General features: G+C 30.8%; 22 protein-coding genes. 16 read left to right on the top strand and 6 right to left on the bottom strand.

Features of this window, described 5'->3' with window-relative positions:
* Window positions 1-8 precede the first annotated feature (8 nt).
* The 3 genes from L8X24_RS02990 to bamA are packed head-to-tail and all read right to left on the bottom strand — an operon-like array spanning window position 9 to window position 3,576.
* Window positions 9-464, bottom strand: coding sequence for a 23S rRNA (pseudouridine(1915)-N(3))-methyltransferase RlmH (locus tag L8X24_RS02990; protein ID WP_263663561.1), 456 nt, complete (start codon window positions 462-464; stop codon window positions 9-11).
* A gap of 2 nt (window positions 465-466) precedes the next feature.
* Complete coding sequence (gene accD, locus L8X24_RS02995; RefSeq protein WP_263663562.1) at window positions 467-1,309, bottom strand: acetyl-CoA carboxylase, carboxyltransferase subunit beta; 843 nt, start codon at window positions 1,307-1,309, stop codon at window positions 467-469.
* Window positions 1,310-1,359: 50 nt separating this feature from the next.
* Complete coding sequence (bamA, locus tag L8X24_RS03000; protein WP_263663563.1) at window positions 1,360-3,576, bottom strand: outer membrane protein assembly factor BamA; 2,217 nt, start codon at window positions 3,574-3,576, stop codon at window positions 1,360-1,362.
* Between the two features lie 78 nt (window positions 3,577-3,654).
* Here bamA and L8X24_RS03005 point away from each other — a divergent pair, with 78 nt between their 5' ends.
* From L8X24_RS03005 to L8X24_RS03050, 10 genes are all read left to right on the top strand, one after another.
* The gene (locus L8X24_RS03005; protein WP_263663564.1) at window positions 3,655-4,482 is read left to right on the top strand and encodes a prephenate dehydrogenase; all 828 of its coding nucleotides are present in this window, start codon (window positions 3,655-3,657) and stop codon (window positions 4,480-4,482) included.
* Window positions 4,483-4,555: 73 nt separating this feature from the next.
* Complete coding sequence (locus L8X24_RS03010; protein WP_263663565.1) at window positions 4,556-5,935, top strand: M23 family metallopeptidase; 1,380 nt, start codon at window positions 4,556-4,558, stop codon at window positions 5,933-5,935.
* 2 nt (window positions 5,936-5,937) lie between these two features.
* A complete protein-coding gene (gene lpxC / locus L8X24_RS03015) occupies window positions 5,938-6,822 on the top strand; it encodes a UDP-3-O-acyl-N-acetylglucosamine deacetylase (RefSeq protein ID WP_263663566.1) in 885 nt (294 codons plus the stop codon).
* Between the two features lie 41 nt (window positions 6,823-6,863).
* Entirely contained in the window at window positions 6,864-7,271 is a 408-nt protein-coding gene (locus L8X24_RS03020; RefSeq protein ID WP_263663567.1) for a tRNA threonylcarbamoyladenosine biosynthesis protein TsaB, read from the top strand.
* An 8-nt stretch (window positions 7,272-7,279) separates the two neighbouring features.
* On the top strand, window positions 7,280-8,158 hold the full coding sequence (gene thrB / locus L8X24_RS03025) for a homoserine kinase (RefSeq protein ID WP_263663569.1): 879 nt from the start codon (window positions 7,280-7,282) through the stop codon (window positions 8,156-8,158).
* A gap of 24 nt (window positions 8,159-8,182) precedes the next feature.
* A complete protein-coding gene (locus L8X24_RS03030) occupies window positions 8,183-8,449 on the top strand; it encodes a DUF448 domain-containing protein (RefSeq protein WP_263663570.1) in 267 nt (88 codons plus the stop codon).
* On the top strand, window positions 8,430-11,066 hold the full coding sequence (gene infB, locus L8X24_RS03035) for a translation initiation factor IF-2 (RefSeq protein ID WP_263663571.1): 2,637 nt from the start codon (window positions 8,430-8,432) through the stop codon (window positions 11,064-11,066). Before L8X24_RS03030 ends, infB begins: the two co-directional genes overlap by 20 nt.
* Complete coding sequence (gene rbfA / locus L8X24_RS03040) at window positions 11,063-11,413, top strand: 30S ribosome-binding factor RbfA (protein WP_263663573.1); 351 nt, start codon at window positions 11,063-11,065, stop codon at window positions 11,411-11,413. Before infB ends, rbfA begins: the two co-directional genes overlap by 4 nt.
* A gap of 1 nt (window position 11,414) precedes the next feature.
* Entirely contained in the window at window positions 11,415-11,837 is a 423-nt protein-coding gene (rimP, locus tag L8X24_RS03045; RefSeq protein ID WP_263663574.1) for a ribosome maturation factor RimP, read from the top strand.
* Between the two features lie 98 nt (window positions 11,838-11,935).
* Window positions 11,936-12,091 (top strand): hypothetical protein, encoded by a 156-nt coding sequence (locus L8X24_RS03050; protein WP_263663575.1) that lies wholly within the window; start codon window positions 11,936-11,938, stop codon window positions 12,089-12,091.
* A gap of 215 nt (window positions 12,092-12,306) precedes the next feature.
* On the opposite strand, the gene L8X24_RS03055 is transcribed toward L8X24_RS03050, so the two are convergent.
* The gene (locus L8X24_RS03055; protein WP_263663577.1) at window positions 12,307-14,229 is read right to left on the bottom strand and encodes a motility associated factor glycosyltransferase family protein; all 1,923 of its coding nucleotides are present in this window, start codon (window positions 14,227-14,229) and stop codon (window positions 12,307-12,309) included.
* Between the two features lie 109 nt (window positions 14,230-14,338).
* On the opposite strand from L8X24_RS03055, the gene ribD reads away from it, so the two are divergent.
* Window positions 14,339-15,331: a bifunctional diaminohydroxyphosphoribosylaminopyrimidine deaminase/5-amino-6-(5-phosphoribosylamino)uracil reductase RibD gene (ribD, locus tag L8X24_RS03060; RefSeq protein ID WP_263663578.1), complete on the top strand. Its 993-nt coding sequence runs from the start codon at window positions 14,339-14,341 to the stop codon at window positions 15,329-15,331.
* Here the strand turns inward: ribD and sppA are convergent.
* Both sppA and L8X24_RS03070 read right to left on the bottom strand, forming a co-directional pair.
* The gene (gene sppA, locus L8X24_RS03065) at window positions 15,328-16,221 is read right to left on the bottom strand and encodes a signal peptide peptidase SppA (RefSeq protein WP_263663579.1); all 894 of its coding nucleotides are present in this window, start codon (window positions 16,219-16,221) and stop codon (window positions 15,328-15,330) included. The two genes, ribD and sppA, sit on opposite strands and share 4 nt — an antisense overlap.
* Window positions 16,209-17,432, bottom strand: a complete 1,224-nt coding sequence (locus L8X24_RS03070; protein ID WP_263663580.1) for a metal-dependent hydrolase — start codon at window positions 17,430-17,432, stop codon at window positions 16,209-16,211. Before L8X24_RS03070 ends, sppA begins: the two co-directional genes overlap by 13 nt.
* 88 nt (window positions 17,433-17,520) lie before the next feature.
* Between L8X24_RS03070 and aroQ the strand changes: the two genes are divergently transcribed.
* The 5 genes from aroQ to L8X24_RS03095 are packed head-to-tail and all read left to right on the top strand — an operon-like array spanning window position 17,521 to window position 21,747.
* Complete coding sequence (gene aroQ, locus L8X24_RS03075) at window positions 17,521-18,003, top strand: type II 3-dehydroquinate dehydratase (RefSeq protein WP_039625266.1); 483 nt, start codon at window positions 17,521-17,523, stop codon at window positions 18,001-18,003.
* On the top strand, window positions 18,000-19,025 hold the full coding sequence (locus L8X24_RS03080) for a M24 family metallopeptidase (protein ID WP_263663581.1): 1,026 nt from the start codon (window positions 18,000-18,002) through the stop codon (window positions 19,023-19,025). Before aroQ ends, L8X24_RS03080 begins: the two co-directional genes overlap by 4 nt.
* Window position 19,026: 1 nt before the next feature.
* Window positions 19,027-19,500: a 2-amino-4-hydroxy-6-hydroxymethyldihydropteridine diphosphokinase gene (folK, locus tag L8X24_RS03085; RefSeq protein ID WP_257941879.1), complete on the top strand. Its 474-nt coding sequence runs from the start codon at window positions 19,027-19,029 to the stop codon at window positions 19,498-19,500.
* Between the two features lie 8 nt (window positions 19,501-19,508).
* Window positions 19,509-20,891 (top strand): flagellar biosynthesis protein FlhF, encoded by a 1,383-nt coding sequence (gene flhF, locus L8X24_RS03090; protein WP_039667960.1) that lies wholly within the window; start codon window positions 19,509-19,511, stop codon window positions 20,889-20,891.
* Window positions 20,884-21,747 (top strand): P-loop NTPase, encoded by an 864-nt coding sequence (locus tag L8X24_RS03095; protein WP_263663583.1) that lies wholly within the window; start codon window positions 20,884-20,886, stop codon window positions 21,745-21,747. The genes flhF and L8X24_RS03095 overlap by 8 nt, the downstream gene beginning before the upstream one ends.

Genomic DNA, 21,747 nt, shown 5'->3' on the forward strand with positions numbered 1-21,747 from the left:
AAACGCTCCTATTTGTGATATGGGTGATTTGTATTAATGCAAAATGCACGATAAATTTGCTCTAAAAGCATAGTTTTAGCAAATTTATGCACCAAGGTCATTTTGCTAAGAGCTATACTTGTATGCATTTGTGCAATAAATTCTTGCTCAAATCCATAAGCACCGCCTATAAAAAATGTAATTTCATTTTTATCTTGCAATAATTTTGCAAATTCTACACTTGTAAATTCTTTACCCTTTTCGTCTAATGCTATGCAAAAACCTTTTTTGTAAGGACTTAGTGCATTTGTATAAGATTTTTTTGCTTCTATGGCGTTAGTATTTTGTGCTTGATTAATTTTGTTATTAAAAACACATATATCATTAAAACTACAAAATTTCTTAATAAGCTTAGTATAATGCTCATCTATCTTGTTAAATTCATCATTATTATTTTTTTGAATGCTTAAAAGATTAATTTGCATTTTTAGTTTTTAGAAAAAAATCTTAAAAAGTCTGCTATAAATTTTTTATGTTCATTTCTTTCTACAATCGCATCAATCAACCCATGTTCAAGTAAAAATTCAGCCTTTTGAAAGCCTTCTGGTAAATCAGCTCCTATGGTTTGTTTAATAACCCTAGCTCCTGCAAAGCCTACTAAAGCACCAGGTTCAGCCATGATGATATCTCCAAGCCAAGCAAAAGATGCGCTTACACCACCCATAGTTGGATCAGTTAAGACTGAAATATAAGGAAGTTTTTCTTCTGCTAATAGTTTTAACGCTGCACTTGTTTTGCTCATTTGCATTAAAGAATAAGTGCTTTCTTGCATTCTAGCTCCACCACTTGCACTCACTATAACAACAGGAGTTTTTTTCTCAATAGCTCTTTCAATAGCTCTAAGAATTTTTTCACCTTCTACTGAGCCTAAGCTTCCACCCATGAAAGAAAAATCAAAAACAACTAATTGAGTTTTTATCCCATCTATGGTGCATTCTCCGCTTATTATGGCGCTTTTTCTACCTGTTTTTTCTTCATTTTCTGCTAATCTTTTTTTATACGATTTGCTATCTACAAATTTAAGTGGATCGATTGCATGTAAGTCTTTATCCATTTCCACAAAAGAGCCTTCATCGCTAAGTAATTCAATGCGTTTTAGAGGGTTTAATCTCATATGAAAATTACATTTAGGACAAACATTATAACAAGTTTCTATTTCTTTATAATACATTAACGCATGACAAGAATTACATTTTACCCAGTGATTTGGAGCTTCACTTGGAGCGGCTTGCTTGCGTCTTATACTAGAAAAAATATCTAAAAAATTCATTATCTCTACCTAAAATAAAATTTCAAAATTATAGCAAGATTTTATTGCTTTTAAAATCTTGCACCCAACATAAACTCAAATTTGCTCAAATCGTCTTTTGAGCTAGTATTAAATGGTTTAGCAAAAACTAAATTTAAAGCACCTAGTGGGGTTAACCACTCAAAGCCAACGCCTGTACTCCATCTTTGAATTTGATTTAAAGAACTCTCTCCTATAGCACCATAATCAAAAAATACACTACCTCTAAGTTTGATTCTATCAAAGATTGGAAAGCTAAGTTCTACAGAATTTGCAAAAGCAACTGTACCACCTGTTTCATCACCCCATTCGTTTTTAGGACTCACGCTTCTTCTATCAAAACCTCTAATAGTTCCTATACCACCAAGATATAATTTTTCATTGATAGGTAAATAACCTTGATCCCATACCTTATAAAAACTTGCTTTATAGCGATAAATCAAATCCCAACCTATAAACTCTTCCAAGCCTTGATAATAATTAAATTTAGTAGTAGAACTTATGAATTCTTGATCCCCGCCTAAGCCTGCATATTCAAGTGAAGTTGAGGCAATAAAACCTGATCTTGGTAAATAATAATCATCTGTATTGTTAAACACTATCGAAGGAGTGATAGAACTTTTATAAGTTTTACCAAGTTTATATCCTTGAGCGATTAAGCGATCACTTAAATGATAAATATCACTTTGTTCAAGATTATAAGTTAAATCTATGCTTGTATATCTTCCTAAAGTTTTACCAACGCTTATGTCAAAACCATAGTTTCTCTCATCATAGCTATCCCATTCTAAACGATCTGAATATAATGATCCTCCAAGAGAATAATCACTATCATTTACTCTAGGATTTCTTAAAGATACTCTACCAGAAAGTGTATCATCGCCTTTGTCTATACTCACACTTCCTTTCATACCAGAGCCTAAGATATTTGCATCAGATAATGAAGCGCTAAGTAAAATTCCATCACTAGTTCCATAACCAATACCACCTGAAATGGCTCCAGTTGAAGCTTCCTTGACTTCTACTATCAAATCAATATGCGTATCATCTACTCTTTGTTCTTTAATATCTACATTTTCAAAATATGCAGTTCTTCTTAAGGCATTTCTTGAGTCTATTAAATCAGTTCTATTGTAAAGATTACCTTCGGTTAGGTAAAGCTCTCTACGAATAACTCTATCAACTGTTTTGGTATTGCCTGAAATTTCAACATTTCTAACATATACTTTTTCATTAGGTATGACTTTAAAAATAATCATAGCTTCATGATTTTCTTTATCTTTTTGTATATCAGGTATAACTTGTACAAAAGCATAGCCCAAATCAGCTGTTTTAGTTTCTATAGTCTTTATATCTTCTCTTAGTTTTTCTATATTAACTATTTTTCCAACACTTAATTTTAAATCATTTGCCAAAGCTTCATTTTCTTCATCACTAAAAATTGGATTAAAAATTTTAATCCCTTTAACTTTATAAACCTCACCCTCGTTGATAAAATAAGTCAAATCAGCTTGATAAGTATCTGTGTAAGTATTTAAAAAAGCAGGAGATACGCTCACATCAAGATAACCTTCTTTTAAATATACATCTGAAATTCTTGAGCTATCATTTGCTAAATCAAAGATTTTAAGCTTACCATCATTAAAGCCCCACATCCAGCCTAGGGCTTCTCTTTGTTTATTTGCTACCGCAGGTTCAATATCTGAGTAGCTTAAATTTTTTGCACCGCTTAAATGCACTTTTTCTATGATGATATTTTCTCCACGATTTACAACAAAAGTAAGTTTCAATGAGCTTGAATTACTTAATTTTTCATCTTTGATTTCTACAACAGTATCATAAAAACCTTTGGCTTGATAAAAAAGTTTGATTTTTTCAGCAGCTTCTTTGGCTGAATTTTCATCATATAAAATTCCAGGTTTTAAGCCAACAAGGCTTTCTATTTGTTTTCTATCGTTACTTGCTATACCTTGAATATCTATTTTTCCAATGGAAGGTTTTTCTACTACTTTAAAAATTAGCACCCCATTTTTTTCTTCTACTACTATATCTTTAAAATAATTTCTATCAAAAAGATTTTTAATCGCTGTATCTATACTAGCAGGATCAATTTTTTGTCCTATTTTTAATTTAGAAATCGCAATAGCACTTTCTTTAGAAAGTTGCGATAAGCCTTCAAATTTTATATCTTTAATCGTAGCTGCACATAAAGAACTTGAGAGTGCAAAGAAAACAAACCATTTTTTCATCAAATCTACCTAAATTTTTATATACAAAATCGTTATAATACCAAAATATTTTTAACTAATGCTTTTTAAGGAAAATTTATGAAAGTAGGTATAATCGGACTTGGCTTAATAGGTGGATCTTTGGGTCTTAGCTTAAGAGAGAATAAATTAATAGATTTAGTTTGCGGATATGATATAAACAAAGAATTTGAGCAAATTGCGCTAGATAGAAAGTTAATAGATAAAATTGTTTCTTTTGAAGAGTTGAAAAAATGTGATGTGATTTTTTTAGCTATTCCTGTAAGAGCTATTGTAAAAATCTTAAAAGAATTTCAAGGTATTTCTAAAGATTGTACTATTATTGAGCTTGGAAGTGCAAAAGAAGAAATTATTAAAAATTTACCTTCTTATTTGAAAAGTCAGTTTATCGCAGCTCATCCTATGGCAGGAACTGAAAATAGTGGTCCAAATGCAGCTATAAAAGACTTATATAAAAATGCAGTTTGTGTTTTGTGTGATGTGCAAAATGCTGATCATATTCATCAAAAAAGAGCTATAGAAATTTTTTCAGATTTAGGAATGAAGCTTGTATTTATGGATAGTATCGCGCATGATCACCATGCTTCTATCATTTCACACTTACCGCATGTGATTAGTTTTTCTTTGGCAAATTTTGTGATGAAAGAAGAAAATAAAAAAAATATAGCTCACCTAGGAGGTCCTTCTTTTAAAGATATGTGCAGGATTGCTAAGTCAAACCCTCAAATGTGGAGTGGTATTTTTGAGCAAAATAAACAAAATTTATTAAATTCTATTGATTTATTTCAAAAAGAATTACAAGAATGCAAAAAAATGATAGAAAAATGTGATATAAATGAGCTTGAGACTTGGATTAAAAGTGCAAATAAATTAAGAGAAATTCTATAAAATTTTTTATAATTTACTCTTAATTTGCTAAAGAATAATATATTTTTAAAAAATATAGATTGAAAGTGAAAATATGGTTTTTGCACGTAAAAGATCAAATAAAAAATGGATTTTTGTAGTTTTTTTAATACTTTTAGCCTTTGTGGTGTTTGTTTTAAATACAAAGTTGTTTGAAAAAAATCCTCCGTTAATTCAAACAAAATCAGATGTAATTTATAGTAATCTAACAGACCCTATATCTATAGAAATAAGCGATGAAAGTGCTTTAAAAGATGTTAAAGTCACACTATTTAAGGCAAATGAGTTAAATGGTGAAATACTTGTTAATGAACATGTTAAAGGCAATAAAAAAAGCATTCATTTTGACTTAAAATTACCAAAACCAGCTTATAAAGAAAAAGTCGATTCTTATAAACTTGTAATAGAAGCAAGCGATAGTAGTTTTTGGAATTTCTTTTTAGGAAATCAAGCGCTTAAAGAAGTAAAAGTTATTATTGATACCAAAAAACCACTTGTAGAAATTTTAGACAATTCTTACCAAATCGAACAAGGTGGAGTAGGTAGTGTGGTATTTAAAGCAAGTGATGAGAATTTACAAGAAGTTTATATCACAACCGATAAAGATAAAATTTTTAAAGCAACTCCTTATGTGAAAGAAGGATATTATGCTGCTTTGATTCCTTGGGAGGCGACTGATGAGCACTTTAGAGCTTATGTAGTGGCAGTAGATAAAGCAGGTAACGTAAACAAGCAAAGAATTAGATATTATTTTACCAATAAAAAATACCGTGTATCAAATATAAAAGTAAGTGATAGATTTTTAGATGGTAAGATTGAATTTTTAGCACAAAAATATGCTCCAAAAGATAGAGAATTAAGCAGGCTTGAAAAATTTAAATTTGTGAATGAAGATTTAAGAGCTTCTAATGAAGTTATCATTCATGATATTACAAGTAAAGTTCCTGATACTATGATTAATAATTTTAAAGTTAATCTTTTCAAGCCTTTAAAAAATGGCCAAAAAGTAGCTGATTATGCCGATCATAGATTTTATTCTTATAATAATCAAGCATTTAGTAGCTCTTATCATATGGGGCTTGATTTAGCAAGCATAAAAGAAGCACCTATTATTAGTAATAACGATGGTGAAGTGGTATTTGTACAAGAAAATGGAATTTATGGATTAAATATTATCATCTATCATGGCTTTGGGATTTATACTCTTTATGGACACTGCACTAATGTGGATGTAAATGTAGGAGATAGAGTTAGAGCAGGTGATGTTATAGGTACTACAGGCACTACAGGCTTAGCACTTGGAGATCATGTGCATTTTGGTGTTTTAGTACAAGGAGTTGAAGTGCGTCCTGAGCAATGGCAAGATGCAAAATGGATAAAAGAAAATATCTATAATGTATTAGAATCAAGCAAAAAAAGAATTTTGAGTGAATAAAAATGAATCAAACAACAATAGCAAAAGAAGTTAAAGGTGTTGGTATAGGTTTGCACAAGGGTGAGCCTATTAGTATAAAATTAGAGCCATTAGAAGCTGGCAGTGGTATAGTATTTTATAGAAGCGATCTGGGAATTTCTTATGAGGCAAGGCCTGAAAATGTCATCGATACGCAAATGGCTACTGTAATAGGTGATCATAGAGGTTATGTTTCTACTATAGAACATTTAATGAGTGCGATTAATGCTTATAGTATTGACAATGTGCGCATAGTTTTAGATGCTAATGAAGCTCCTGTAATGGATGGTAGTAGTATAGGCTTTTGTATGATGCTTGAAGAAGCAGGCATAAAAGAACTTGACGTGGCTAAAAAAATTTTAGTGATTAAAAAAAGTGTAGAAGTAAAAGAAGGCAATAAATTTGTGCGTTTAAGTCCTACGGATATGCCTATTATAAACTATACAATTGAATTTGATAATCCTATTATAGGCAAACAAAATTATTGTTTTGAATTTAGCAAACAAAACTACATAGAGCAAATAGCAAGAGCAAGAACCTTTGGCTTTTTAAAGGATGTTCAAGCTTTAAGAGCTATGAATTTAGGTCTTGGTGGAAGCTTAGAAAATGCTGTTGTGGTTGATGATAATCGTATTTTAAACCCTGAAGGTTTGCGTTTTAAAGATGAATTTGTGCGCCATAAAATTTTAGATGCTATTGGAGATTTAACCTTGCTTGGATGTAGAGTTTTTGGAGACTATACTTCTTATGCAGGTTCGCACAAACTTAATCATCTTTTAACCAAAGAACTTTTAAAAGATCCTAGCACCTATGAAGTGGTAAGTTTAGAAAAAAGTGCATATAAAGTTTATGAAAAGGTTTTTGCATAAAAAAGGTTGCTTTACTTTTAAATGCCATAGCAAAACCTTTAATGCTTGGTATTTATGAAAATGATGTATTGATAAAAACTATTGAGAATGATTTAAAAGTTAGTGAAGTTTTGCCAAAAATATTGCAAGATTTACTTTCACAATATGAGTTTGAAAAGCTTATTTATGTGCATGGACCAGGCTCTTACATGGGTATAAAAATTTCTTATATTTCTTTTAAAACCCTAGCCATAGTTAAAAATATACCTTTAAAAGCTATTAGTGCTTTTGAGCTAAATGATAACGCTCCTATAGCCGCTAACAAGCATTTATGTTTTGTAAAAAAAGATGATGATGAGATTGTTTTAGAAAAGACACAAGCGGGAAGTTTTTTTATGCCCCAAAGTTTAAAAGGTTTAAATTTCAGTAAAGAAAATACACCTTTTTATGTTTTAGATGTGATTAATTAAGGTAAAAAATGAAGATTTTAGTTCCTGCTACAAGTGCAAATTTAGGTCCTGGTTTTGATTGTTTGGGTTTGAGTTTAAAATATTTTAATCAAACTATAGTTGAAAAATCTAAATTTTTTAGCATTAGCATACACGGAGAAGGTGAAAATAATATCTATCTTAAAAAAAACAATAGTTTTGTCAATATTTTTTATGAAATTTATCAAAGACTTAGTGGTAAAAAAGATAATTTCCGCTTTGTTTTCCAAAATAATATCCCTTTAGCTAGAGGCATGGGAAGTTCTTCTGCTGTGATAGTTGGGGCTATTGCTTGTGCTTATGAATTAAGTGGGTTTAAGGCGGATAAAAATACCATTTTAAATGAAGCTTTAAAATATGAAAACCATCCAGATAACATAGCTCCAGCAGCTCTTGGGGGTTTTGTGTGTGCATTAACTCATAATGAAAAAGTTTTAGCTATAAAAAAAGAAGTGGACAAAGACTTACAAGCTGTTATAACCATACCAAATGTAGCGATGAATACTCAAAAATCAAGAGCAGTTTTAGCTAAAAAAATCAACCTAGAAGATAGTGTTTTTAATCTTTGCCATGCTTCATTTTTAACTGCTTGTTTTTTAGAGAAAAAATATGATTTATTAAAATATGCAAGTTTGGATAAACTTCATCAAAATCAAAGAATGAAGCTTTTGCCAGAACTTTTTGAGGTGCAAAAACTAGCTTTAGATAACAATGCTCTCATGAGCACGCTTTCAGGCTCAGGCTCAAGTTTTTTCACTCTAGCTTATAAAGATGATGCCAAAAAAATCAAAGAAAAGATCAAAAATAAATTTGCTAAATTTAGAGTTGAACTTTTAGAATTTGATGATGAGGGCTTTAAAATTTGCTAAAAATTCCAAAAAAAAGATATAATTTTGAAAAATCATATACCCATTAGAATGTGCATTGTTTGCAAAGGCCGTTATGAAAAGCAAGGTTTGCATCAATTTCAAATAAAAAATTCTCAAATTATCACTAAAGTGAAATTTGGCAGGAGTTTGTATATTTGTAATTCATGTTTTGATAAAGATGAAAAAATATTGCAAAGGGCTTTTATGAGAGCTTGCAAAGGCAATTTTCATGGTAATATAAATCAGCAGGATTTAAAGGAGATATTTTTTAATGGCAGATGTAAAGATTAGCGAGATCGCTCAAGAGTTAGGATATACAAGTAAAGAAATTATAGAAAAAGCTAATGAAATGGGCTTAGAAGATATCAAATCCCCTAACAAAAAAGTATCTTCTGAAATCGCAGAAGCGATTTATCAATACGTTCAATCCGGTGAAATACTAGATGTGGTAAAAAAAGTAGCTAAACCTAAAAAAGAAAGTACAGCAAAAAAAACTTCAACTAAAAAAGAAGAAAGCAAAAAAGAAGAGAAAAAAACCACTACTAAAAAAGAAAGTAAAGGTTCTGTTAAAGCAGTAAGTGAAAAAAAAGATGAAATAAAAAAAGAAGAAAAACAACCTGAAAATCCTGTAAAAAATGAAGTATTAGAAGAAAAAAAAGAAGAAATTAAACTCGATGAAAAACTAGGTTCTAATTTAAATTTAGCCAAAAGAAGAGGCTTGGTCATCGTTAAAAAGAAAAAAGAAGAAAGCAAAGAAACTCAAATCAACAAAGAAGAAAAGGTTAGTACGCAAGCTACTCAAGGTTTAAGCCTTAGTATGATTTTTTCAAATTCAGATGAAAATTTAAAAAGAAAGAAAAAAGAAAAGAAAAATCATCCTGTAGCAAGCAAAAAAGAAAGCACTACTAAAATGGATCTTTTAGGAGATAAAGACTTTGCTGATATTTCTTTAGAAGATGATGATATGGTGGTTTTACCTGATTTTAGTGTAAAAGAAAACAAACCAGCACAACCAGCAAATAAAAAACAACCAAATATCTTAAAGCAATCTTTAAATAATTCTATCAATCCATTTGGCGAGGGTGGTATACAAAGAAGAAGTCGTAAAAAGCCACCTAAAAAGGTAGAGAAAAAAGAAAGCGAAGCGATCACAAGTGTAAGTATACCTAAAGAAATTCGTGTGTATGAATTTGCTGAAAAACTTGGTAAAAACACCGGAGAAGTTATCTCTAAACTTTTCATGCTTGGTATGATGACGACTAAAAATGACTTTTTAGATGAGGATGCTATAGAAATTCTTGCAGCTGAATTTGGCGTGGAGATTAATATCATTGATGAAGCTGATGAGTTTGATTATGTAAAAGATTATGATGAAAATCAAACAGAAGAAAATTTAAGCCAAAGAGCTCCGGTTATCACTATCATGGGGCATGTGGATCATGGTAAGACTTCTTTGCTTGATTATATAAGAAAATCACGCATTGCAAGTGGTGAAGCAGGTGGGATCACTCAGCATGTTGGTGCTTATATGGTGGAAAAAAATGGTAGAAAAATCACTTTTATCGATACTCCAGGCCATGAGGCATTTACTGCTATGCGTGCAAGGGGAGCTAGTATAACGGATATTGTTATTATCGTAGTAGCTGCAGATGATGGGGTGAAACCTCAAACTAAAGAAGCGATTAATCATGCAAAAGCAGCTAATGTACCTATCATTATCGCTATTAATAAAATGGATAAAGAAAACGCAAATCCTGACATGGTAAAAACCCAGCTAGCAGAAATGGATATCATGCCAGTAGAATGGGGTGGAAGCCATGAGTTTGTGCCAGTTTCAGCTAAAAAGGGTGATGGTATAGAGGATTTACTTGAAATTGTATTATTACAAGCTGATATTTTAGAGCTTAAAGCAAATCCAAAAGCTCATGCTAAAGCAAGTATTATAGAATCTTCGGTTCAAAAAGGTAGAGGTCCTGTGGCTACTATCATCGTGCAAAATGGTACTTTAAGAGTGGGAAATACTGTCGTAGCAGGGGAAGCTTATGGTAAAGTGCGTGCTATGAGTGATGATCAAGGCAAAGCTTTAAAAGAAATAGGCCCAGGTGAGTGCGGGGTGATCATAGGTCTTAGTGAAGTAGCTGATGCAGGAGAAACTCTAATAGCTGTAGATAGCGATAAACAAGCAAGAGAATATGCTAATAAACGTCATGAATACAACCGCCAAAAAGAACTAAGCAAATCCACTAAAGTAAGCATAGATGAACTTGGTGCAAAAATCAAAGAAGGTAATTTAAAAGCCCTTCCTGTGATCTTAAAAGCAGATGTGCAAGGTTCGCTTGAAGCGATTAAGGCTAGTTTAGAAAAACTTAAAAATGATGAGATTAAAGTTAATATCATCCATAGTGGGGTAGGTGGGATTACTCAAAGTGATATAGAGCTTGCAAGTGCTAGTGAAAACTCTATCGTTTTAGGTTTTAATATACGCCCAACTGGTGAGATCAAAGAACGCGCTAAAGATAAAGGCGTAGAGATAAAAACTTATAATGTTATTTACAATTTGCTTGATGATGTAAAAGCCTTATTAGGTGGTATGATGAGTCCTATTATCTCTGAAGAACAACTTGGTCAAGCTGAAATTCGTCAAGTGATCAATGTGCCAAAACTAGGACAAATCGCAGGTTGTATGGTAACAGAAGGTACGATCAATCGCGGTGCGAAAATCAGGCTCATTAGAGATGGGGTTGTGGTATTTGAAGGTAATGTAAGCTCGCTCAAACGCTTTAAAGATGATGTAAGAGAAGTTGCAAAAGGCTATGAATGTGGTGTAGGCATAGAAGGTTGTAATGATATGAGAGTGGGGGATTATATAGAAAGTTACAAAGAAGTTGAGGAACAAGTAAGCCTATGAACCCAGCTGAAATCAAAAAGCTACGCACAGAAAGCATTTTAAAAGAACTTATACCAGAAGCTTTGGCAAATTTAGACAACGAAGCTTTAAAAAACTTGTGCGTAGTGGATGTAGAGTGTAAAAAAGGCAGATACGATGCTTTTGTGTATTTAGATAAAATGTTTTTTAATACCCAAGAGCAAGAAATCATACTCAATCAACTCAAAAAAGCCGCCCGTGCTTTGCAAAATTACTGCATGAGTGAGCAAGGGTGGTATAGATGTCCGAATTTTCACTTTAAATTTGATGATAGATTAGAGCATCAAAACCACATGGATGCTTTATTTGAAAAAATCAAAAAGGAATAAAATGAATCTTGAAGCACTTTGTAAAGAAGCAGGGCTTAGCTTTTATGATGATGAGCTAACAAGTGAAAATGGTAGAAAGATTTATAGAATTTATGTACAAAAAGAAGGCGGGGTAAATCTTGATGATTGTGCTAGGCTTAGTGAGATTTTATCGCCTATTTTTGATGTAGAGCCACCTGTGAGCGGGGAGTATTTTTTAGAAGTATCAAGCTGTGGGCTTGAAAGAAAGCTTAGCAAAATCGAGCATTTTGCAAAAAGTATAAATGAACTTGTAAAAATCACAACTAGTGAAAAAGAGAAAATCGAAGCAAAAATCATTGCCGTAGATGATGAAAATATCACTTTAGAAAATTTAGAAACTCAAGAAAAAACTATTATAAATTTTAGCGATATAAGAAAAGCTAAAACCTTCATACAATGGTAAAAATTTAGAATTCTAAATTTTTACTCATCTTTTGTATAATTAAATTTAAACACAAAAATCTATCAAATTTTTATATTTGTAGGTTAAAGGGAAATAGTATGAATATTATTGAATTTCACTTTTTAAATGAAAATAAAATACAAGCACAAATAGAAAATTCAAATGAAAAATTTTTAGGATATTTTTGGAAAAAAGTAAAAAGTACAATTAATATATTAAAGCCTTGCAAATATTTAGTAAATTTGATTTTTTAAATTATGAGATATATGTCTTAGTTTTAAAATTTTTAAGATGCTTTGATTATTGAATTTGTTTTCTTAGTGTGTGAATTTTATTCTTTCCTAAAGCAAAATAATGTCTTTGTTTTTTTCTACAAAAAAATTTAAGACTGGCAAGTATTTATTTCTTAGTGAGTAAGAACAAAAATTAGAGAAAATAAAAGTGCAGTTTTTGCATTTTTATTTTTGTATTAAAATTGATAGTGTAATCTAGTTTTTTCTATTTTTAAAATATACTTTTGAAGATGCATGTTTTTTAATTCATTTTCTATATTTATAATATTTTTTTTCAAAGTATTTTTTAATACTTTTATATGGCTATTTATTGTGAGTATCCATTCTAAGTGTTCTTTAATCCAAAGATGGTTTTTATTGAAAGCCTCTTCTTTTGTTTTTGGATTAAATATATAAATTCTAGCAAGATTGAGTTCAAATTGAGCATTTAAAGAATCTGCAATAGAACGTAATATTAATACTTTGTGCATTTTTTCTTTGAAGATATCTAATTGGTTTATAATATTATTAAAATTTTTCTCATCATTGCTTAAAAAATACAAAGTATTAAAAGTGAGAGTGCATTCTTTTTCTAAAATATTGCATATTTTTATAGCTTTATGAACTTTGTAAAACGACTTTAACATAAGTTCTATTTGTTTATTAAGGTTAGATTTTTCAAGTTTGGTAAAATATTTTTTTGGTTCTTTTTCAAGAATTTTTTGACAAACTTCTTTAAAAGGTTTTTCTATAGTTTCCTCTATTCTAGCTCCACCTTCGGTGCAGTTATATGTCGTTATATTAAGAAAATTTTTTGCATATAATATTTTTTTCTCCAATTCGGTTTTAAACATAATCCATGTATTTGTTGTTGGAATAAGGTTTTTGCCACCATAAGCTAATATTTTTAAGTTGTAATGGATTTCTTGAGGATTATAGGTATCATATTTTCCGTAGTGATATTCTTCTGGATGTGAAGATCCATCACTGCCATAAGCTAGATCCTGTCCTACTAAAAAGATATTTTTATATTCTAGTTTTAGTGCTAAAAAATAAGCCATATTTGCAACACTTGGGCATCCCGTTGAATATTCAAATTGCTTTAAGTGAAAATATTTATCCAAAGGTAGCATTCTTTGGATAAATATAAATTTACGATGATTTTGTTTTAAATATTTGACCGTGTTAAGATGTGTGACACTTGATAAAATAAAAATTATATCTTGATCAAATTCTCCAAAATCATTATTAAAAAATTCACTAGTTTCTTTAATTCTTTCTAAAGATAAAACATAATCAGGTTTTATGTCATGTTTTGCTAGTATAGGATAAGCACTATCAGCACAAAAAATAGTTGCTTTGTCTGCATATTTTTTAAGCAAAGGAAGTTGTTTAATTAAAGAAGGACCCGTTGAAACTATAATAGCGTGTTTGGAACTACCTTTTCTTTTAAGCATTAATTCTTTGAATGAAAAATTTGAAATAATATCCGGAAGGTTGTAAATAAAATTTTCTATACCCTTGAGAGCGTCTTGAGAGTCGGTTCCTTTTGCTAATATAGCTTGTTTTATATGTATTTGCATATTTTGATTCGTTTTTATAATATCTTCTTGGTATCTTTCATAATAATCACAATGAATATCTAAAAAATAAACACGCAAAAAGTTGAAAAAAGGACTATTTGAACAGATGTTGTTATATGTGTTAATATCAATTGATTCTATATCTAAAATAACTAATCGGCGATCTTTTAATTCTTCACTAAAATCTATACATTGAAAACTTAAATAAATAAATTCTATTTCTTTTTCAAAAATAATTATTTTTTGTCTATTTTTGTTTTGTAAAAGAGCTTTATATAAAATTCCATTCCCAAAACCATAAAAATAAAGCACAGGATATAAAAGATATTTATCATTATATAAGTTTAGTTTCTCATTTAATTCACTAAGAGTATTGCTATATACTGTATACCCTTCCTCATGGTGTATAAAATTAATATCTAGAGAATCTTTTCCTTGTAGAATTTGGAATTTTTGAGGTTTAAAATTTTCTAATTTTTCTTTTAATATTTTATTGTTTAAGGCTTCTAGATTTTTATTAAATAAAAATAAATTCATTTTTTATCCTTTAAAATGTTCATGATTTTATTATACTTAAATTTTAAATTATTGATAAGTGGTTAATATATTTTGCTATATTTTTAAAAGTAAAACGATAGAAGGTAGTATGAATCACGAATTTTATATGAATTTAGCCATAGATGAAGCTTGGAAATATCAGCTTTTAACCTACCCTAATCCAGCCGTAGGCTGTGTGATCTTAGATAAAAATGGCAAAATTTTAAGCATAGAAGCACACAAAGAAGCGGGCAAGGCTCATGCAGAGCTTGAAGCAGTGAGTAAAGCCTTAAAAGCACTTAATCCAAATTTAGACTTACCACAAAATGCAAACGATTTACATGAGTTTATTTGTCAAAATCATCAGGGGTTGTTAAAAGGCGCTAGTGCTTATGTGAGTTTAGAACCTTGCAATCATCAGGGTAAAACCCCACCTTGTGCGAAACTTTTTAGCACGCTTGGTTTTAGTGAAGTTTTTATTGCCACTAAAGATGAGCATAAACTCGCAAGTGGTGGAGCAGGGTTTTTAAAAGATCAAGGCATAAAAGTTCACATGGGAATTTGCGAGCAAAGAGCCAAAGAGCTTTTAAAGCCTTTTTTAAAATGGCAAAAGTCAAGTTTTAAATTTTTTAAACTAGCCCTTTCTTTGAATGGTTCTGCTTATGGTAAAATCGTAAGTTCTAAAGCAAGTAGAACCTATGCTCATGCATTACGTTCAAAGCTCGATTTACTTGTAGTAGGTGGAGAAACTATAAGACATGATAGGCCTATTTTAGATGCAAGGCTAGCTCAAGCTAAGGCACCAAATTTATGCATACTAAGCCGTCAAAATTTAGAAAGTTTTGATCCAAACATTCCTTTATTTAGCGTGCCTGAGAGAGAAATTTTTACAAACATTCCTAGTGAGGCTAAGCTCATCATGTATGAGGGCGGGGAGAATTTTTTAAAAGCCTTTAAAGATGAGTTAGATATGCTTTTGATTTTTTCAAGCTCAAATTTAAACACCTTTGAAAATGTTAAATTAGATTTAAAGCTAAAGCCTTTGTATAAAGGCTTTTTAGAAAATGATACTTATGGATTTTATGAGATTATTAAATCTTAATAAATTTTTTGTGAGCTTACTTGTGTGAAAAACTGTGCTAAAGTGTTAGCAAAAAAGCTAGCACTTTGCTCTTCTAATCGTTTTAAAAACTTATCTATAGCATCTTCTTTTTGCCAGATAGGATTTTGCACTTTGGCTAGTTTTTCTAACTCTTTTTTGGCTTGCTCGTAATTGCCTATTTTATCAATGAGTTTTAATTTTAAAGCCTCGTTTGCTAAAAACACTTTCGCATCAGCCCATGAGTTTGTTTGATTTAAGTCTAATTTACGATTTTTAGCAACAAACTGTGTAAAAAGCTCATAGCTTTGATTGGCTAAATTTTGTAAAAAGTCTTTTTCATCTTCGCTCCATTTACGCATGAAAGTTCCTGCTTCTTTATAGCTTCCTGCTTTGATGGTTTGTTCACTTATGCCAAGTTTTTGCGCAAGCTCGCTTAGTTCAAAACCTTGCATGATTACCCCAATAGACCCTACAAAGCTGGCAGGATTAGCGATGATCATATCAGCTCCCACTGCACTTAAATAACTCCCACTTGCTATAGTTCCACCTGCATACACTACCACAGGTTTTTTGGCTTTAAGATCTTGTATAGCTAAAGCTATTTCCATGCTTGGTGCAAAAGCTCCACCAGGGCTATCTATAAAAAGCAAAACCCCCTTGATAGCTTTATCTTCTTTAACTTTGTAAATTTGTTCTAAAAGATTACTCGCATCGCTAATTTCGCCTTTAAGATTAATTTGTGCTAAGTTTGCGTTAGAAAGTTTGGCATTATCCCCGTTTGGAGCAAGGATTAAAAACATGATAAATAAAAACACAAAGGTTTTAAAATAAGTATTGATGTAAGAAATGATTTTTCCAATTCCTTTAAAAAATGATTTTATAATTTGCATTCTTTTCCTTCTATAAAAAGTTTTAACACTTCTTTGCTTTGCAAGATAAACTGCAAAGGAAGTTGTTTTAAATTCACACTATTTGGCAAAGCAAAAAGACTAAAATCAGCTATCTTGCCTTTTTGAATTTGCCCTAGGTTTAAATTTAAGGCTTTTGCGGCTTTGTTAGTCGCCATTAAAAGCAATATTTTAGCAAAATTTTCTAACTCAAAATCATCATGTATAAGTAAATTAGCTCTCATTTCATCAAGCATGCTTAAAGAAGTATTTGAACTTAAACCATCAGTTCCTAGATGGATACTAACGCCATTTTTTAAAGCAGATTTTAATTTAAAAGTATTTTTACTCAAAAGTCTGTTTGAAAAAGCACAATGCGTGATAGAGTGTAAATTTTTATCTAATAAATCCCATTCTTTAAAATACACACAATGAGTAAATAAAGTCCTTTGATCTTTAAAAAGCTCTAAAAAGCTTTGCGGGGTGTAAAATGGCGTAGGATTTTTACTAAATTTAGCCAAGCTTTTTTTAAAACCGCCTTTTTTAAACCTTAGCCAGTTGTTTTCGTGATTGCTTTCAAGAAAATGCGTACTTAGCAAATGATCATTTTCTCTAGCAAGTTTTATGGCAAATTTGGCAAGCTCTGGGTGAGTTGAATAAGGTGCATGCACTGAAATAGCAGGGGTAAATTTAGAACTTTTAAAACTCATACTTTTTTCATAGCGAGTTAAAAATTCTTCTTTTTTAGCTTGGATAAAATTTGCATTTGAACCTAAAATTTCATTGAAAAATACCACTCTAGCTTGTGAATTGATACAAGGGTTTAAATCACTCCCAAAGCTTGAAATTTCTCCTATGGTAGCAGTGCCACTTTTTAGCATTTTATGGATATTTTGTGAGATTAATTTTTCTTTGGCTTTTTCGTTTAATTGCTCGCGGTTATTAAAAACGCTATCAAGCCATTTTAAAAAGTCTCCAAAGACTAAATTTCCATTATTTGCACTAAATTCTAAATGCGTGTGTGGATTGATAAAAGCAGGTAAAAGTAAGGTATCTTTTGGAGTTGGTATAAGCTTAGCTTGTGGGTAGGATTTTTGTAAATTTTCTAAGCTATCAATTTCTAAAATATTATCATCAAAAAGAACTGCTTTGTTTTCTAAAATATTAAAATTATCATCGCAAGTTAAGATGATTTTAGGTGCTATTATAAACATTTTACCTCCTTTAAAAAGGGAAATTGTAGCTAAAATTTAGCTTTAAAATGCTATAATATAGTAAATTTTACTAAATAAAGGTTAGATTATGAAAGTTATGGTGATACAAGGACCAAACATCAATATGCTTGGTGTGAGAGAAACTCACATCTATGGCAATATGAAAATGGAAGATATCCATGAGCAAATGAAGCAAGCTGCAAAACAAGCTAATGTAGAGATTGAGTTTTTTCAAAGCAATTTTGAAGGTGAGCTAGTTGATAAAATTCAAGAATGCTTAGGTAGCGTAGATGGAGTGATTATTAATGCAGCTGCTTATGCACACACTTCTATAGCAATCCGCGATGCGATTGCAGCGATTAATATGCCTGTGATTGAAGTGCATATTAGTAATACTTATAGAAGAGAAGAATTCAGACAAAAAAGCATGATAGCACCAGTTTGTGCAGGTAGTGTGGTAGGTTTTGGTCCTTTTGGTTATCATATGGCTTTAATGGGACTTTTCCAAATTTTTGATCAAATTAATGCATATAAAGCAGCTCAAGCAAAAGCACAACAAGCAAATCAATGAATTTTATCTTAAAAAACGAAAATGCACTTTTTTATGAGTGTGGCTATTCTTGCGATAATGCTTTGTTTTTAAAACTTGAAGATGAAGCATTTTTCATCACTGATGCAAGATATAGCTTTGAAGCTAGTGAAATGATAAAAAATGCTAAGGTAGTTTTAGCACAAGATCTTTTTGCTAGTGCTAGAGAGCTTTTAGAAAAAGCAGGAATTGATAGGGTGTGTTTTGACCCAAAAGACTTTAGTTATTTTGAATTTAAAGAACTTAGTAAAAGTGCAAATATCGTTTTTGAAGAAAAATTAGACTTAAGTAAAAACAAACGCATTATAAAAAATGCTAAGGAATTACAACTTTTGCAAAAGGCTGTAAATTTTGGTAAAGAATGCTTTGAAGAATTTGCTAAATTTATCAGCCAAGAAGGCCATGGAAAAAGCGAAAAAGAATTACATTTTAAAGCATGTGAAATTTTTCAAAAAAAAGGTGCTTTAGGACTTTCTTTTTTACCTATTGTGGCTATTAATGAAAATGCGGCTAAAGCACATGCTTTACCTAGTGATAAATGTTTAGAATATGGAGATTTGTTATTAGTTGATGCGGGTGTAGTTTATCAAAGGTATTGTTCTGATCGTACAAGAACGGCTTGTTTTGATGAGAGTGGCATAGTTTTTGATAAAAATAAGCCAAATTTTAAAGATAAAGAAATTATGCAAATTTATGAAGTGGTCAAGCAAGCTCAGCTTCAAGCTATAGAAAAAGCACGCGTTGGTATGAGATCAAGTGAGCTTGATTTTATCGCAAGAGAAGTGATTAAAAATGCAGGTTTTGAAAAAGAATTTATTCACAGCTTAGGGCATGGAGTGGGGCTTGATATACATGAGTTACCAAACATTAGTCCAAGAAGTGATTATGAACTAAAAGAAGGTATGGTATTTACTATTGAACCTGGAATTTATATCAAAGATAAACTTGGTATTAGAATAGAAGACATGGTCTATCTTGATAAAGAAAAGGCAGTGGTGTTATAATTTGCTGATTAAAGGAGCTAGAAGGTTAGAAAAAATTCGTTTTTTTCCTTTTTATTCAAAGGCAGTTAAAAAAGGAAAATACATAGCCATTATAGGACTTGGAAGCAATATAGAAGATGAAAAAAAACGCTTTCGGAGTTTATTTAGGCTTTTAATGCAAGATAAACGCTTGCAAGTATTGCAAACATCGCCATTTTTGATTAATAAAGCTTTTGGCTTTGAAGAACAAAAAGACTTTACTAATGCAGTGATGGTTGTAAGTACAAGTTTGCATGCAAGAGCACTTTTAAAAGTTTTGTTTTTTTATGAGTTTAAATTCAAAAGAAAAAGAACTTTTAAAAATGCTCCTAGAACGCTTGATTTGGATTTGTTGTATTTTTCAAAAAAAGCGCGTAAAGATGAGTATTGCACAGTGCCTCATGTGGGGGTAAATGATAGAATTAGTGTAACTTTGCCTTTGGGCTTGTTAAGATAAGGAAAAATATGGGACAATTGATTCATACTTTTACAGTTGAAAGCACAGATGAGATTATACCTAAGGTTAAGCAAGATTATGGCGATAAGGCTTTGATAGTAACTAATAAGCAAATTCGTCCAAAAACTATCAATCAAAAACCTTTATACGAGGTTATAGTAGCGATTGAAGAAGCTGATTATGAAGAGCATTTAAAACAAAATAATTTACCTATGCCACCAAAGAAAAAACCAAACACAGCAAGTTTTCCTGAGGCTAAAATTCAAGCACCAAAACTTGAAGATGAAAAAAAAGAAGAAGATGTAGTGCTTGATTTTTCTTCAAAAGCTAAGCAAAAACCTATTAATCCTTATTTAAATACAAGCAAAAAAGATGATAATTTTTTAAATTTAAAAAATAAACTTTCTCAGGTTAGTTCAGAAATTAGCAAGGTTTCAAACTATCAAGATTTTTCTATGCCAAATCCAAATTATGATAAAAAAATTGAAGCCTTTGAAAAGCAAATGAATAAGCTTAATGATAAAATGAATTTGCTTGTGGATATGATGTGGGATGATAAGGCAGATTTACGCAAAGAATTAGCTATACCACCTGAGTTTGCAAGTATTTATAAGCAAGCTAAGGCAAGTGGCATGCAAGAAGCGCATTTAGAAGCTATTATGAAGGCGACTATTGAAAATATGCCAAGCACTATGAAAGCAAATCAAGAAGCAGTGCAAAGGTATTTTTACTCACTTTTGCGTAATATGCTTCCATGTCGTTTAGAAAGTGAAATTAAAAAGCAAAAAATCATGATGTTAGTAGGCCCAACAGGAGTGGGTAAAACTACTACTTTAGCTAAACTTGCTTTTCGCTATGCTTATGGAGATAGACGCTATAAAACCGGTATTATAACTCTTGATACTTATAGAATAGGCGCAGTAGAGCAACTTTTCCAATATGCTAAGATGATGAAGCTTCCTATTATTGATAGTATAGAGCCAAATGACTTAGATGATGCGATTAGAAGTTTAAATACTTGTGAGGTTATTTTAGTAGATACAACCGGAAATTCACAATATGACAAGGCAAAACTTGAAAAAACAAAAGAATTTTTATCGCATTCTAATGCACAAATTGATGTGAATTTAGTGCTTTCAGCAAATACAAAATATGAAGATTTATTAGAAACTTATAATAATTTTTCATTTTTAAATATAGACACCTTAATCATTACCAAATTTGATGAAACAAAAGTATTTGGAAATGTATTTTCTTTACTTTATGAAACTAGCACTCCGATGAGCTTTTTTTCCATAGGTCAAGAAGTGCCTGATGATATAGAAGTGGCTAATAGTGACTTTTTAGTGCGTTGTGTGTTAGAAGGTTTTAGAAGGGATGAAAATGAGTAATCAAGCAGAAAAATTAAAAGATCTAGTAAAAAATGAAAACTCAAATGTAAAACATACTCATTTTATCGCAGTTACTAGCGGTAAAGGTGGGGTTGGAAAAAGTACTTTTAGCGCAAATTTGGGCAACATCCTAGCTAAAAATGGTTATAAAGTAGGGCTTTTTGATGCAGATATTGGGCTTGCAAATTTAGATGTGATTTTAAATGTGCGTGTGGAAAAAAACCTTTTACATGTTTTAAAGGGTGAATGCTCGCTAGAAGATATTTTAATAGAAGTAAAACCAAATTTATGGCTTATCCCGGGTGAAAGTGGCGATGAAATTTTAAAATATAATGATAAAAATATTTACGAGAGATTTTTAAATCAAACAAGCATTTTAGATGATTTAGACTTTTTAATCATTGATACAGGAGCAGGTATAGGTGGCAATATAGGAAATTTCTTAGAAATGTCTGATGAGGTTATTGTCATCACTGTGCCTGATCCTGCTGCGATTACCGATGCTTATGCTACTATAAAAACCACTTCAAAGACTAAAGAGAATTTGTTAATGGTATTTAATATAGTTAGGAATGAAAATGAAGCTTTGAGAATTTTTGATAATATTAAAAAAGTAGCAGATATTAACATTAAGCATAATTTAAATTTAGAATTTTTAGGATTTTTAGGTCAAAGTAAAGATATTAGTTTTAGTATTAAAAAAAGAACTTTATTTAGTGATGATGACACTAATGCAAGTGATGAGCTCAAAGCCATAGCTTCTAAGCTTTTGTATAGGTTGGAACAAAAAGTGCTTAATAATGTGGGAGATAAAAGCATTATGAGTTTTTTCAAAAAGCTTTTGGATCGTTTTTAG

This window comes from Campylobacter sp. CNRCH_2015_0814 (assembly GCF_025772765.1).
In the GTDB taxonomy this organism is placed as follows: Bacteria; Campylobacterota; Campylobacteria; order Campylobacterales; family Campylobacteraceae; genus Campylobacter_D.